This is a genomic window from Acinetobacter sp. YH12137, from assembly GCF_013418535.1.
Classification (GTDB): domain Bacteria; phylum Pseudomonadota; class Gammaproteobacteria; order Pseudomonadales; family Moraxellaceae; genus Acinetobacter.
In genome coordinates, this window is record NZ_VPBW01000003.1 from 128,251 (window position 1) to 142,391 (window position 14,141).

Sequence of the window (14,141 nt, forward strand, 5' to 3'; positions counted from 1 at the left end):
TTCAAAATACTTTAAATCCGATCTCTGCTAAAATTATTCTTCTCTATTTTAGATAAAGTTCGGTCTGCTATTAATGGGCAGACTGGCAATAACAACTCCCATGCAAAACGCCCAAACCCACAAACTGACCCGTGCCACACTGATGTTTCCTCTGGCACTGGTGCTGTTTGAATTCTCCGTCTATATCTGTAATGACCTGATCCAGCCGGCCATGTTGGCCATTACCCGTGATTTTGGCGTAAGCAGTTCCTGGGCACCATCTTCTATGTCCTTTTTCCTGTTAGGTGGGGCATTTGTTGCCGCAATTTTAGGACCCTTATCAGACCGATTAGGCCGTAAAAAAGTCCTGCTCGGTGGCGTAGCTTTTTTTGTAATCTGCTGTCTGGCGATTTTACTCACACCGAATATTCAAAGCTTTCTGTTCCTGCGCTTTTTACAAGGTTTTGGCTTGTCCTTTATTGCTGCTGTGGGTTATGCCGCGATTCAGGAAAGTTTTGAAGAACGCGATGCCATTAAAGTCATGGCACTTATGGCCAATGTCTCCTTGCTGGCACCACTTTTAGGGCCAGTAGTCGGTGCCTTTATGATTGACCATGTCTCATGGCACTGGGGTTTTATCGGCATTGCCTGTCTGGCATTTCTGAGCTGGTTTGGACTAAAAGCGAAGATGCCGAATCCGAATATCAGTATTCCCAAACAGCCACTCAGCTATATTATCGATGACTTTAAACAGGTCCTGAAAAATAAGCGTTTTGTGATTATGACCATGGCATTGCCACTGGTGAGCTTGCCATTGATGTTATGGATTGCCTTATCTCCCGTGATTCTGGTTGAAGAACTAGGCTTGAGCAGCATGCAATATGGCCTGGCTCAGTTTCCGGTATTGGGTGGCCTGATTCTGGGCAATATCATTCTGCTAAAAATTATCGACAAGATGCCGCTCGGTAAAACAGTGATGCTGGGTGTGCCATTGATGTTGTTTGGAACCATTTTGCTTTTAGTGGGAATGCTGATTTCGGATTATTTTCTGCATTGCCTGATTATCGGTACGACTTGTATCAGTCTGGGAGAGGGGATCAGCTTTTCGGTATTGTACCGTTTTGCCCTAATGTCTTCTGAAGTGTCTAAAGGCACGGTTGCGGCAACAGTATCCATCTTGATGATGCTGAGTTTCTTTATCGTGATTGAAGTGGTCAGAATTGCTTATGAAGCTTTTGATCTTTGGGCTTATTGCGGTGCCTCGTTTATTTTAATTGCGCTGTGGTTTAGCTTGCCACGTATGCAGCTGAAACAGGTGATGTTGGAAAGAAAAGGGCGAGGGGAGTTTTAAAAGAATTCCTTTCTCTTAAATATTTAATCGAATGAAGCTATTTACTTTATTTGCCTCAAATAAAAGTATTGAATGTTCTCTCTCCCTATGGGAGAGAGAGGGAAATATTAATAAAATAACCTTACCTTTGCGCAGCAGTGCTACTTGTATCTTGATTGATATAGTGATTAGAATCCAAAAGTTAAGCTTCAGCCGGCTGCTCCAACTTCTTTAATTTCATATCAAAGATAAATGGTCCAAACGGCAGAATCGACGCGATCAAGCCCAGAATAAACATACTCAGAGACCATTTCTGTTTTTCGCAGACCGCAAATAACACCACAAGAAAAAGCACGAAAAGAACGCCGTGACCCATGCCGATATATTTTACCAGAATCGGGTTATCCATCATGTACTTGACCGGCATGGCAATAAATAACAGCAGCAGAAATGAAATACCTTCAAGCAATCCAACCAGACGCAAAGTTTTAATATTCACGCGCGCTCACTCTTCTATGTTCTATTCAATCAGGCTTGAGTGTACCCAATCTACCAATTTAAGCAAAATGAAATTTATAGGATAAAATTAATTATTTTAAATACTTATATCCTAGTGCTCCGCTTGGTTATTTGATTTCAACAGCTAGTAATTGCTGTCTTAGAGACAATAATTCAGGCAAGGTTTCCAGTAACAGACTGATCTGTTTAAGCACCAGCAGCAGGTGGGTAGAAATATGTTCCTGCTGACTCAGTTGCCGGATTTCTGCCAATTGGCCTTGAATGTCCTGCTGCGGTACATTTTCAGGATTTGATAGGGCAGAGGTTAAAGTCTGCTGGCAGGCAGAGAGCAGTTGCAGAATTTGCGGATCAGATACCTGTTCACGATGGCTACCCAATGCGGAAATATAACTGAGCTGACTGTGACTATAAACTAGATAACGAAAGGCATTGCGAATCAGCACCGGATCTGGATTTGGTTCGGTACTCAGACTGGAAATCATATTGGAAAGGTCAATCTGGGCATTGTGGGCCAAACGACGTGCTGTCCGATAAGCAATGCTGTTATTTTTGCCATGCTGATATTGCTCCAGAATAGCCAGTAAATAGTTCAGCGTCGCTTGGGAAGATTTTTTGATGTTGCTGGAAATATTACGGAAATTCCAGTCTGGCCAGATGCAGCTGACCGCCAGCCAGGCGATCAGACAGCCAATCAGGGTATCGATAATTCTCGGCAGAATGACTGCATAGCCAGCGCCTTTCAGATTAAAAATCAGCAGTACCACCAAGGTTGCCATCAATGTGGCCATAGCATATTTCTTGGAGCGCAAATAGAAAAAACCGACACCGAAAATAACTGTGAGCAGCAATTGGCCTTCAATACTCGGCACAAAATACAGGATCGGAATTCCCAGGATGACGCCGAGCAATGTACCTAAAGTCCGCAGTTTTAAACGGCTTTTGGTAGCGAAATAACTGATCTGGCAGACAAACAGACTGGTCAGCAATATCCAGTAGCCATTTTTGGCAAAGGGTAATAGGGAAATGGCATAGCCAACCAGAAAGACCAAAGCGATCCGCACCGCATGGCGAAACAGCGCTGATTGTGGTCTCAAATGGGGTTTTAATTTCAGCCAGAAATCTGCGGGTCCACGCAGGTCATCATCAAACAGGCTGGAATCATCAAAATGCTTTGGATAATCTGGACGGTAAATGACTTGTCCATCCTGCAAATGTTGCAGCTGTTCATACACACTCAGCAGATTGCTCAGAATGAGCTGTAAGTTTTTCACTTCAATATTCTGGGGGTGCTGCGCAATCCAGTCCTGCATGGAAGCTTCTAATGCTTTGAGTGCCAGTTGATGCTGTTCAGGAAGCTGATAAGTTTCATTACGCAATACGCAAGCAGCCAACTGCTGGCAGGCAAGCGCCTGCAAGTGAATATTTTTCTGAATCCGAAAGATCAGATCGGTACGGCTAAAATGCTGATGAATCTGCTCATAATGCAGATAGTTGGCAGTCGCCTGTTCATGGATATCCTGGGTCAGAAAATAAAGATTCAGCCAGTAAATAGTTTTATGATTTGGGCGCGAGGCTTTGAGTCGGGTCAGTAAAGAATCTTTGGTGCGGTTAAAGCTTTCAATGACTTGGGTATTTTTTAATGAAAGTTCATAAAGCAGCGGTTCGACATTATTCTGATTATCGGGATCAAATAATTTGGCTTTGGTCGATAGCAGTTCGGCCATCTGTTGTAGGTTGATGGACAGATTTTCCTGAACCTGTAAAGTTGGACGAATCAGATAAAATAGGATAGAAGTCAGGCCATACCACAGTACACCAACTACAAAATACAGCGGCTGTTCGTACCAGTGCGCATATTCTCCCAAGCCAAACATGGTGTAAATGGACAGCAATACAGTGCCAAATGAAATGGTGGCATAACGCTGTCCCAAAGCCCCCATTAAGATAAATACGGCACTAGAAAGTGATAGCCAGAGTGCAAACCAGACTTTATAGGAGTGCAGAAATTCCAGCATGCTACTGACTGCAAAAAACAGCAGCATGACCAGCCCCAGATTGCGCAGCCTTAAACTTAAACGGTCATCAAAATCGGTCAGGGCAGTAGCAATTGCCCCTAAAGTAACCGGAACAATCAAAGTCTCATAGCCGAGAAGTTTTAGACCAAAAGTCGTTCCTGAAAGCACAATAAACATCTGCAAACAGTAAGTCATCAAGGCACTGGACTGAAAAGGCAACAGGGCTTTTTTAAGTATGTGCTGAAGAGGATGCAATATGGAATCTGAGCTATTCACAAGAATATGATCCGTGGTATTTGACTGCTGGTTTTGAATGCAATTTAAGCGCCAATTTCAAAAGAAATATCTACTAAAAAACGGGCAAGAAGCCCGTTTTTGAATGCTAATAATCTGTAATAAATCAGATTACGCCACATGCAATACGTTCACCGCCACCGCCTAATGGCTGCGGTTCATCTGAATAGTTATCACCGCCTGCATGGACCATGATGGCACGACCCTGAACATCTGCCAGTTTCAGGCGTGGCGCAAGCAGAGTCACACGTGCTGTACCATCAGTGTTTACTTTAAGGGCTGGTAAGTCACCCAGATGACCCGTCATGGGTGTGCCATGATGAGGTGCCTGATTCGGGTTGTAGTGACTGCCGGCAGCAAGTGCAGCACCTGGTTTGCCATCTTTTTCACCCGGTGCACATGAACCATTTTCATGAATATGGAAGCCACGCTCACCCGCAGGAAGCTGTTTCAGGTTAGTACGAATCACCAGGCCCGCAGGGCTGTCACTCAATAATACGGTACCAATCGATTCACCGACGCCCTGTGCAGAGACAGCATTCAGGGTCACGGTTTTAACATTTTCAGTCGAAGTGGAGGTTGAAGCGCAACCGGTAAAAAGTGTGGCACTGACTGCGCACAAAGCTGTAAGTTTAAACAATGAAGACATAATTATCACACCTTGATCTTTATTCTGTTTTTCGGAATCTATTGAAACAGAGCAAGACCAAAAGCACTATAGAAAATCAGTACTTAAATGTTTTAATTTGTTTAAGCCAGTTAGTCTTGTGATTTCGGTGTCTTGTTGCGGCGCAGACGGAATTTTTTCTTCGGTTCAACCTCATGCGCCATAGTGGCTTTAGGCATCATCAAAAGTTCATTCAAGTTGCTTTCATGCAGCCATTCACGCCAGATGGCCAGTAGTACGGCCAGAATCACCGGTCCAATAAAGACACCGACCAGACCGAAACTGGCAATGCCACCTAAGACACCAAACATGATCAGCAGGAATGGAATTTGTGTTGCACCTGAAATGACCAGTGGACGAATCACATTATCTGCCGTACTCACAATACAGACACCCCAGATCATGACCCCTACGGCTTCAATGGTTTGACCTTGCGAGAACAGCCATAGCGAAACTGCACCATAAGCAACAGGAGGGCCAAAAGGAATTAAAGCAAAGATAAAGGTGATAATGGTCAGTACCATTGGGTTCGGTACGCCAGCCACAAAGTAGCTGATACCTGCCAGTAAAGACTGGGCAATCGCCGTTAAACCTACGCCATAGACCACCGCACGTGTAGTATCCGAAATTGTAGCCAGATAATGATGAATACGTGGACCGACTACCATTTCAAAGGCTTTACGCACCTGATTCAGAATGGTATGGCCATCACGATAAAAGAAGAATAACGACAGCACGGCAAAACACAGCTTGAAGACATTTTTACTGATTTCATTCAGCACAACTTTACCGTAATTCAGATGACCCTGAATCCAGACTGAAATGGTTTGTGCAATGCTATTTGGATCGGCATTAATCTCATTCAGGGTGCGGGTAATTTCCTTACCTACAAGTGGCAGGCCGCGAATAAAATCTGGAACGCTGAGATGACCTGAGAATACCTGTTTCTGCAATTCAAAATACAGGTTCCGGCCTTCGTGTTGCAGCATAAAAATGGCAAAGATAAAAGGCAAACCAAATACCAGAATCACACCCAGAATCATAATGGTCGCACTCAGTGTCGGCCGATTGCCACTCATTCTTAAGATCGACTGATACAGCGGCCAGGTCATGTACGCAATAATGGCTGCCCAAACTACAGGAATGATGAAATACTTGAGTATGTGAAAACTCAAAAAAATCAGAATGAAAAATAGTCCAAATAATAAGACTTTTTGTAGTGTAGGCGCGTACTGTTGCACTGAATTTAGAAGCTCATTTTTTTAGGTCGTGTCAGGCATATTAACTGAAAAAAAAGCGATCGAAAACGATAGTGCGGGAAGTAGTACGATTATTTTCCTTAGAATAAAAAGAAGAGGCTAAAAATAACAGAACTAGAACCATTGGCTTGGATCGTCAATAATGGCATTCAATAAAGGTTGCCATTGATCCTGTAATTCACGGTACATCTTCTGCTGTTTATCAAAAATAGACAGGCCTTGCATGGCCAGTCGGCTATAGGGTGCACGTTCAGAAATCCAGGTAACCGGTTGCTGATCAATTTTATTAAAGAATTGCTGAATGTCCTGATTACTGGCTGCATTAGGTTTGGTGCGGTTAGCGAGGAGCAGAATTTCAACCTTGCCTTTACGGATACGTTTAATATCCTGCAAATGTTTGAGAAAACGGCGCGTAGAATCAATATCAAAAAAAGAAGGCTGCAGCGGGATAATGATGGCATCCGCTTCACTAATTAGCTGTTCGGCATGATCTTCAGTCAGCGCTCCGGGTGCATCGATAATCAGATATTCCAGATTTTTAGGCGCATCCCCAATCGATTTGGCATTTCGCCAGTCCAGACTCTGAATCGGTGCGGCATCTTTTGGGCGATGTTTCAACCATTGCAAGGTCGATTTCTGGCTGTCCGCATCGGCCAGAGCAACTTTATAACCCTTTTGTGCCAGGGCAGCTGTCAGGCTAATCGCAGTAATGGTTTTACCACAGCCACCTTTCTGATTTGCAATTAAAATAGTTTTCATGACCCGGGATGATTTAATTCTGCTCCCGCCTAGCATATCATTCTTTGCAGGCTTACTGGATGGCAGACCTTTTCAACTTCAGTCGAAGGTAGGCAGCAAAATAAAGCAGATTAGGAAGATTGAATGTCCATTGGAATGGCTATGCTGATTGGTGCCTGTATTGGAGTGGTTTTAACTACCCTGATTCTGGGCCAGACGCGAAATGGTCGAATTAAAGCAGAATATGAACAATATATTGCCGAGCTGGAGCTGGAACATCAGCAAGCTTTAGTCGCTGCACAAAAACGCAGTGTAAATACCAGTCGCGCGGTACTCAAAGGCAAAATGGCCGAGCAGTTGGCACCGATCATGCCAGAGTTTCAATATCTACCTAGTGATGCCAAATTTTTAGGCGATCCGGTGGATTATGTAGTCTTTGATGGTTATACCGATTTTCGTGATGGTGAAGGACTGGCAGAAGATATTGAAGTGGTTTTGATTGATATTAAAAGTGGTGGTGCACGTCTGACCAAAGGCCAGATGGCAATTGCTCAAGCCATTCAGGAAGGGCGGGTACGTTTTGAGACCATCCGGATTGATTTTGAAGACTGAAGGACAGCAAGCTTCAACGCTACACTATGGATAAACTGATTATTGCCGCAGCACTGTTTGCGCTTGGACTATGGATCTGGTCGGAATACTTTCGGGCGATCCCGAATCTGGAGCAGGCCGGGGTACTCAAAAATTTTCAGGTAGAATCGATTGAGCCGCATCAGGCTGAATATCGCGTACTGGCTAAACAGTATTATGGGCCTGAGCGCCGTACCATTCATCCAGCCAGTCCGGTGGTGGGAAGTTTTAATGATCTGGCCTATGTCAGTAATATTGATCTGTTACTGGCAGTACCGGAAGTATCCAGTGCTGTATTTAAACCATTCAAGCTTGAGCAGGACAGGCGTTGTTTGAATATGACCGCTACAGACGCACAGGCCAATCCTGCGAACATTCAACCTCATTTGCTGAACCTGAGTGTGATTGCCGCCAGCGAAGCTGTTGCCAATAAGGTTCGCCGTTTAAAAGCAGATCAGCGGATCTGGCTGCAAGGTGACTGGGTACAGGTCAAATCAGCGACCAGCCAGCAAGAATTTCAGGTTGGAAAAGGCAATCCAAGATCAGCCCAATGCCGTCTGTTCAGAATAACTGATTTAAAAGTGCTGGATTAAAGCGGTTTATGTACTCGTGCCAGCAGCATACGCTGACCAATCTTTGGAATACCTTCGGCATCGATATAATGAACTTCATCCAGTTCAAACCCGGCCTCTAAAAGAGCGGTTTCAATATCCCGGTTAAGATGACAGCCATCTGCCACTTTCTTCTGAATCGGGGTGAGTAAATGCTGTAAGCGCTGAATGTTGAGATGCTCTCGGTTTAACACATGCTCAACCAGATGAAAATGGCCGCCTGGCTTCAGAACCCGGTAAATTTCATGCAGACTTTGGTGCAGATCTGGAATACTGCATAAGGTCCAGGTTGATACGATATTTTCCAGACTATTCTCTGCAAAAGGCAGGGCTTCTGCACGGGCCTGAATCTGTTCGACCGCAAAAGGGCTTTGACTGATACGCTGCTGAGCCAGTTTAAAAATGTCCGGGTTAGGTTCCAGCGCATAGACTTTATCGACGGCCTGATAAAAAGGCAGATTTAATCCTGTACCGAAGCCAATTTCCAGGACTTCACCTGTAATAGGCAATAATAATTCGCGGCGTAAATCCATCAGGGATGGGGTCTGCATGACCTGATTTAGCAGATGCGGAAAAATATGTTGTTGATAGAATTTATACAGCATGGTCGCATTCAAATTATTTTTAGACAGGCTTAGATTAACCGAAAATAATCAGATTAGCTAAAGCCCTCCGCTCACCAAAATTGATCAACTTGTTACTAATTTCAACTATTTATTCATTAAAAAAATCGTACTATCAAGCAAGATATTCTTGAAAAGATTTGATGGAATAAAAACAGAATTATGTTCAAACATCTTCGATACTATGCTTTGGCGGCCAGTCTTTTACTACCGCTTTATGGTCACACTTCTGTAGACCATAATGTTGCCAAAGGACTGCCACCGATGGCTAAAGACCAATCTATTTCAGTCTTGCAGCCGTTTAAAGGTGATTTCCGCATTCTGGGATCAAAAATTTATACCGACGATGAGCAGGCCAAGTTCTCTCCGATCGATTATGCGGTGAGTTGGGGGCTGTTTGCACAACCTGAAATTGCCCGGCACATTACAGTCAACCAGTATAACCGTTACCTGAACTGGAAAATGGATCGCGTGCCAGTGCCTATTGAACAGGCTAAACAGATGGTATCCAATATGCACATCATCCCTGCCAATCCACAAATTGCCAAAGCAATTAAACAGGTAAAACGGGGTGACCTGGTGCGTTTGCAAGGGGAACTGGTGGAAGTACGTGATAAAGACCTCGTCTGGAAATCCTCTTTAACTCCAACCGATACCGGTGATGGCGCTTGTGAAGTGTTTCGGGTCAGCTCAATCAAGTGGATTGAGAAAGTGGGTAAAGGTTAAAACTGGAAAACTTATGGCTTTCTGAAAGGGTCGCTTGGAGTGCTTCAGGGTGACCAGGCTTTATTGATATTTAATTTATTTTTAGCCTTATAGTTTTTCATTTTTAAAGTGAACTACTTCTTCCAAAAAATAATTTTAATCTTAAATATGAATGTCATTTTGTTCTGTTATTTTGATATAAAAAACCGCCAGAAATAGGCGGTTTTTTATTTTAAAGACATGCTTATTTGGCAACCAGTGCTTCACTTTCAAAGGCAATGCCATCCCAGCCATTTTGCATGAACTGGCGGATATTCTGGTGATCCGTTGCTTCTGGTGTGGCCAGCACAGCCGCATAGTGTTCTGCAAACAGGCTCAAGGTTTGTGCCTGATCCAAACCATTCAGTTTGGCAAATGAAAATACTTTGGCACTGCCTTGGTTTTCAGTGGCAGCATTAGCCTGTTGGCCATTTTTAAAAGCAGTAGGTGTATGAGCATAGTGCGCATCGATATATGCAATCACATCTGCAAATTTAGCTTCGCCCGCAGCCAATTGAGCCAGTAATTCCTGAGCCATGTGAATTCCCTCTAACTTAAATCAATTTGAATGGCGTCGAATATACCAATTTTTTGGCAAAGGTCCATGTTCATTCTGCAATTTTAGGTGCATGATGTTATTCATTATTCTCGTCCCACATGGTGGCTGAGAAAAGGTTTAAGATCGAATAAAGACGGAGTAGACATGAACTGGCTTTTGGTGGCAATGGGCGGGGCAATCGGGGCAACACTGCGTTATGGAACAGGAATGTTGATTGCCAAGCCACAGATGCTATTTCCGTGGCCGACTTGGTGGATCAATATTATAGGCTGTCTGTGTGCCGGAATTTTCTTTGCCTTTAGCCAGAAATATAGTTTCCTGCAAACTGAAGCACGGCTATTTTTGATGGTAGGCATCTTGGGCGGCTTTACGACTTTTTCCAGTTTTGGACTAGAAACCTTTCAGCTGCTTAAGCAGGGTGCAGTCACGATTGCCCTCAGTTATGTGATCTCTAGTGTGATTGTCGGAGTATTTATGCTGGGTGTGGGCTTTTATTTCACTCAGCTGGCTTTGGCGCAGGCATAAAAAAGTCAGGAAATTGGAGGTAATTTCCTGACATAAACCACGATTTAAATTGAGAGAAAAATCGGAGGTTTTAAGTTTAACCACGTTTAAAACGGGCAAAACGTTTGTTAAAGCTCGCTACGCGACCTTCATTACTGGTTTGACGTTGCTCACCGGTATAGAACGGATGTGAAGCACTCGAAATATCCAAGGTGACATAAGGATAAGTCTTACCTTTATATTCCTTGGTCTGGCTAGAAGTCATGGTGCTGCCAATCACGAAGTAGGCATCAGCATTGGTGTCATGAAATAAAACTTCTCGATATTCGGGATGAATGTCTGGACGCATCGTAATATTCCTCTTGTAATTTAAGAGTAATGTTATAATGTAACATTTGATATTTCAAGTGAAGTAGGGTTACAGCTTGTAAGCTTATTACTGTAACCTAACTGCGACTTGGCACAATTTCCTCAAATACATCACTCAAATCATCATGTACTTTCAAATGAATCAGGTTCCAGTATTGTCCGGAAATAGTACGGTTTACCATCAGGGTATCTGGCGAAGGTTTGAATACATCCCAATATTTCAGAGAAGGTTTGAGCAATTCCATTCCATCATGATGTGCTGAGTTTTCAGCAAAATCATAATTGGTAGTTAAAGGACGCATCAGTACTTCTAGCCATTGTTCATACAGATCGGCCGGGAATTTTCCGGTTTCTGTCAGGGTATGCAGGGCATCCAGTTGCTGTTCAATGGTCGAAATATCCTTGTCACGAGCTGCATGGATCAACTCTTTGAAATGAGTAATGATCTCGGTAGAAAGGGTTTTAACACCGCCGTAATCGTAAATAATCACCGAGCCATCTTCACGGAAGGCAAAGTTCCCTGGGTGCGGATCACAGTGGAAACGTTTCAGATAGAAAATTTCCTGACCAATCGCACGGAATAAACGGCGGCCTAAGGCATTACGGGTTTCTAGTGGCCATTGGCTGGCCGTTTCCATACTTTCACCCTGTTCCAGGCTTAGGGTCAGAATATGGCGGGAAGAATATTCACTAAATACTTTCGGAATCACAATTTGATGATCGAGCGATTCATGAAAAGCGCGCGCCACTTCCAGATTCTGAGCTTCAATTTCATAATTGAGTTCATTGTCCAAGCTATGCTGGATTTCCTTGAATAGCTGATCCTGCAATTTGCGGTCAATTTTCAGTACACCCATCAAACGCAAGGCGAGACGAACCTGTTTCAGGTCACTTTCACAGGCTTCTTCCACTCCCGGATATTGCACCTTGACCACAACCTGCTGGCCATCGGGTAGTGTCGCTTTATGCACCTGTCCGATCGAGGCTGCGGCAAAAGGCTGCTCATCAAACTGCTGGAATAGGTCCTGCAAAGATTTGCCCAATTCTTTTTCGACCTGAGACTGAATCTCTTTAAATGGCATCGGTGGAGCCTGACGCTGCAATTTGGAAATGGCTCGAGCAACTTCAGGCGGGAAAATATCTTTATATTGCGAGGCAATCTGGCCGACTTTCATCACCGCACCTTTCATTTCCCCCAAGGTATCAGCAATCTGTACTCCAATATCCTGAAATAATTTACTGCGTGCAGCATTTTTCTGCTCTTCATCCGCAGTTAAATTTTTAATCGAATTGGATAGGGTTTTACTTGCAATACTTGCGGTCATTCCAGCCAATTTCATAAAGCGGCGACCAGGCGTTCGAGCCGTTTTTGCCATGCGAGATTCCTCAAAATCACCATTTTTATGGGTGTATTTGATCATAGGTGACAAACTATAAATTGCCTATATTTAATTGTAGATGTTATGTTGCAAAGCTTCTCAAAGTATTCATATTTGCTTGATATTGTTCATTTGATTTATGCAATTTTTAAACCAACTCGGCGTATGTACGGCAGTTTTTAAATCAATTATTTAATTATTCTGGAGAGAGCAAAGCATGATTTTTAAGTGCCTTTCCATGATGAAAGTCTTAAAATAATCGCATCTCAAGATCAAGAAATTTCAATGAAAGTCTATCGATATTTTACTGGTAAAGATGATGTGAATTTTTGTGCCCGTGTGACCAAGGCACTCAATGAAGGCTATGAACTTTATGGTGCACCGACCATGACCTTTAATGGAACAGATGTCATTGTCGGGCAAGTGGTGATTAAGGAAGTGGCGGATGAGTCGGAAATTCCACAGGGATTGAAAGATGCATTAAATCAGTAATTCAATGCATCTTTTTTAAATAATAAGAGGATTAGGCACGCTGGCTTAAACGTTTGTTATTGCCATAAAGCCGTGCCAGCAACAGGACACAAGCCACACTGAGACCAACAATCAGTCCGACCCAGACACCTGCCGCCCCCATATCTCCAAACCGGGACAAATAAACCCCCACCGGGAAGGCAATCACCCAATAGGCAATCATGGTGATCCACATTGGGCCTTTGGTATCTTGCATACCGCGTAAGCAACCTGCAGCACTGATCTGCCAGGCATCCATCAGCTGATAGGCCACTGCAAAGAGCACCAGATAAAGCGCAATCTGGGTCACCATAGGATCAGAGGTATAGAGCGCTACGATTTCACTACGGAACACCCAGAGTAATAACATGATCAGCAGAGCCAAAATCGTCGCGGTCATCAGACCTAAGCCTTGCACTCTACGCATGGCATCCCAGTTCTGTTCACCATAATAAGTTCCCACCCGAATGGTTAGTGCAATGGCGAGAGACATCGGAATCATGAACAGCTGTGAGGTAACAGAAATAGCAATCTGGTGAGCGGCCACAATGGTTTCACCCAATGGGCTCAAGACTATCGCTGCGGTACTAAAAATACTCACTTCAAAGAAAATTGCCAGTCCGATCGGAAAGCCCAGCTTTAAAATCCGTTTCAGCCAATATCCGTTCAGCTTTTCCCAGTGACTAAATGGCTGACTACTTTGATAAACCCGATTTTTAAAAATATACAGCGCCAAGCTGAGTAACATTAACCATTGCAGAATTGCTGTGGCAAAACCACAACCGGCACTGCCTAGTGCCGGAATAGGGCCAACTCCATACATAAAAATGAAGTTTAATGGAACCAAAAGCAGTAGCGCCATGAGGCTAATAGCAGTGACCGGACGTGGATAACCAATGGCTTCAGAATAACCACGTAAAGCCGCATACATGGTCACAGCAGGCATACCAAAGCCGATGGCATGTAGGAACAGACCAGCCTTAGGTTGCAAGCTTTCTGGGACACCTAGTAAAGGTAAAGAGAGGGGCAAAACTTGTAAAACCAGACCCGCAATCACCCCAAGGATGAATGCGACCCATAATGATTGTCGCGCAATTGTGGCAATTTTCTCAGGTGTACGTGCACCTTTAGCTTCAGCGACTAGAGGCGTGGTGGCGATCATGATGCCACTGAAGAGTAGCATGACTGGAATCCAAAGGCCGACACCAACCGCAATCGCTGCCAGATCAGTTGGTGAGAGACGCCCGGCCATAATGGTATCAATCAGGCCCAAACCTGCCTGGGAGAATTGTGTGACCAGAATGGGCAACATCAGATGGAACAGCTGTTTTAATTCATAACGACGGGTTGTGGCTGTCAAAACATTCGACACAAAAATTACTCATTAGTGATCATGTGCTTAGAGATAAGG

The 14,141-nt window shown here is 43.9% G+C and carries 16 protein-coding genes; 6 read left to right on the forward strand and 10 right to left on the reverse strand.

Annotated features, from left to right (window positions below; all coding sequences use genetic code 11):
• Positions 1-100: 100 nt before the first annotated feature.
• A complete protein-coding gene (locus tag FTU72_RS02805; protein WP_104425669.1) occupies positions 101-1,330 on the forward strand; it encodes an MFS transporter in 1,230 nt (409 codons plus the stop codon).
• 181 nt (positions 1,331-1,511) lie between these two features.
• Here FTU72_RS02805 and FTU72_RS02810 read toward each other — a convergent pair whose 3' ends face one another.
• The 5 genes from FTU72_RS02810 to FTU72_RS02830 form a co-directional block, all read right to left on the reverse strand.
• Positions 1,512-1,808: a DUF3817 domain-containing protein gene (locus tag FTU72_RS02810; protein WP_004787034.1), complete on the reverse strand. Its 297-nt coding sequence runs from the start codon at positions 1,806-1,808 to the stop codon at positions 1,512-1,514.
• Between the two features lie 127 nt (positions 1,809-1,935).
• Complete coding sequence (gene yccS / locus FTU72_RS02815; RefSeq protein WP_257220235.1) at positions 1,936-4,038, reverse strand: YccS family putative transporter; 2,103 nt, start codon at positions 4,036-4,038, stop codon at positions 1,936-1,938.
• 205 nt (positions 4,039-4,243) lie between these two features.
• Entirely contained in the window at positions 4,244-4,786 is a 543-nt protein-coding gene (sodC, locus tag FTU72_RS02820) for a superoxide dismutase family protein (protein ID WP_180034259.1), read from the reverse strand.
• A gap of 110 nt (positions 4,787-4,896) precedes the next feature.
• Positions 4,897-6,045: an AI-2E family transporter gene (locus FTU72_RS02825; RefSeq protein ID WP_179992146.1), complete on the reverse strand. Its 1,149-nt coding sequence runs from the start codon at positions 6,043-6,045 to the stop codon at positions 4,897-4,899.
• Positions 6,046-6,177: 132 nt separating this feature from the next.
• Positions 6,178-6,822 (reverse strand): ParA family protein, encoded by a 645-nt coding sequence (locus FTU72_RS02830; RefSeq protein ID WP_179992145.1) that lies wholly within the window; start codon positions 6,820-6,822, stop codon positions 6,178-6,180.
• Positions 6,823-6,945: 123 nt separating this feature from the next.
• Between FTU72_RS02830 and FTU72_RS02835 the strand changes: the two genes are divergently transcribed.
• Both FTU72_RS02835 and FTU72_RS02840 read left to right on the forward strand, forming a co-directional pair.
• Positions 6,946-7,413: a Holliday junction resolvase-like protein gene (locus FTU72_RS02835; protein WP_004787020.1), complete on the forward strand. Its 468-nt coding sequence runs from the start codon at positions 6,946-6,948 to the stop codon at positions 7,411-7,413.
• Between the two features lie 26 nt (positions 7,414-7,439).
• Complete coding sequence (locus tag FTU72_RS02840; RefSeq protein ID WP_179992144.1) at positions 7,440-8,024, forward strand: hypothetical protein; 585 nt, start codon at positions 7,440-7,442, stop codon at positions 8,022-8,024.
• Here the strand turns inward: FTU72_RS02840 and FTU72_RS02845 are convergent.
• Positions 8,021-8,647: a class I SAM-dependent methyltransferase gene (locus FTU72_RS02845; RefSeq protein ID WP_179992143.1), complete on the reverse strand. Its 627-nt coding sequence runs from the start codon at positions 8,645-8,647 to the stop codon at positions 8,021-8,023. The genes FTU72_RS02840 and FTU72_RS02845 overlap by 4 nt on opposite strands.
• 180 nt (positions 8,648-8,827) lie before the next feature.
• Between FTU72_RS02845 and FTU72_RS02850 the strand changes: the two genes are divergently transcribed.
• Complete coding sequence (locus FTU72_RS02850) at positions 8,828-9,391, forward strand: hypothetical protein (protein ID WP_004787012.1); 564 nt, start codon at positions 8,828-8,830, stop codon at positions 9,389-9,391.
• Between the two features lie 223 nt (positions 9,392-9,614).
• Here the strand turns inward: FTU72_RS02850 and FTU72_RS02855 are convergent, their stop codons facing one another.
• Positions 9,615-9,947, reverse strand: coding sequence for a HopJ type III effector protein (locus FTU72_RS02855; RefSeq protein WP_179992142.1), 333 nt, complete (start codon positions 9,945-9,947; stop codon positions 9,615-9,617).
• 165 nt (positions 9,948-10,112) lie between these two features.
• On the opposite strand from FTU72_RS02855, the gene crcB reads away from it, so the two are divergent.
• A complete protein-coding gene (gene crcB / locus FTU72_RS02860) occupies positions 10,113-10,493 on the forward strand; it encodes a fluoride efflux transporter CrcB (RefSeq protein ID WP_180052397.1) in 381 nt (126 codons plus the stop codon).
• Positions 10,494-10,569: 76 nt separating this feature from the next.
• Here crcB and FTU72_RS02865 read toward each other — a convergent pair whose 3' ends face one another.
• Together FTU72_RS02865 and FTU72_RS02870 are read right to left on the reverse strand one after the other, a co-directional pair.
• Positions 10,570-10,821, reverse strand: coding sequence for a type B 50S ribosomal protein L31 (locus FTU72_RS02865; RefSeq protein WP_179992140.1), 252 nt, complete (start codon positions 10,819-10,821; stop codon positions 10,570-10,572).
• A 97-nt stretch (positions 10,822-10,918) separates the two neighbouring features.
• Complete coding sequence (locus tag FTU72_RS02870) at positions 10,919-12,217, reverse strand: AarF/ABC1/UbiB kinase family protein (protein ID WP_004787005.1); 1,299 nt, start codon at positions 12,215-12,217, stop codon at positions 10,919-10,921.
• Positions 12,218-12,505: 288 nt separating this feature from the next.
• On the opposite strand from FTU72_RS02870, the gene FTU72_RS02875 reads away from it, so the two are divergent.
• Entirely contained in the window at positions 12,506-12,712 is a 207-nt protein-coding gene (locus tag FTU72_RS02875) for a DUF1737 domain-containing protein (RefSeq protein WP_034701512.1), read from the forward strand.
• A 31-nt stretch (positions 12,713-12,743) separates the two neighbouring features.
• Here the strand turns inward: FTU72_RS02875 and FTU72_RS02880 are convergent, their stop codons facing one another.
• Positions 12,744-14,102, reverse strand: a complete 1,359-nt coding sequence (locus tag FTU72_RS02880) for an MATE family efflux transporter (protein WP_180003265.1) — start codon at positions 14,100-14,102, stop codon at positions 12,744-12,746.
• Between the last annotated feature and the right edge of the window lie 39 nt (positions 14,103-14,141).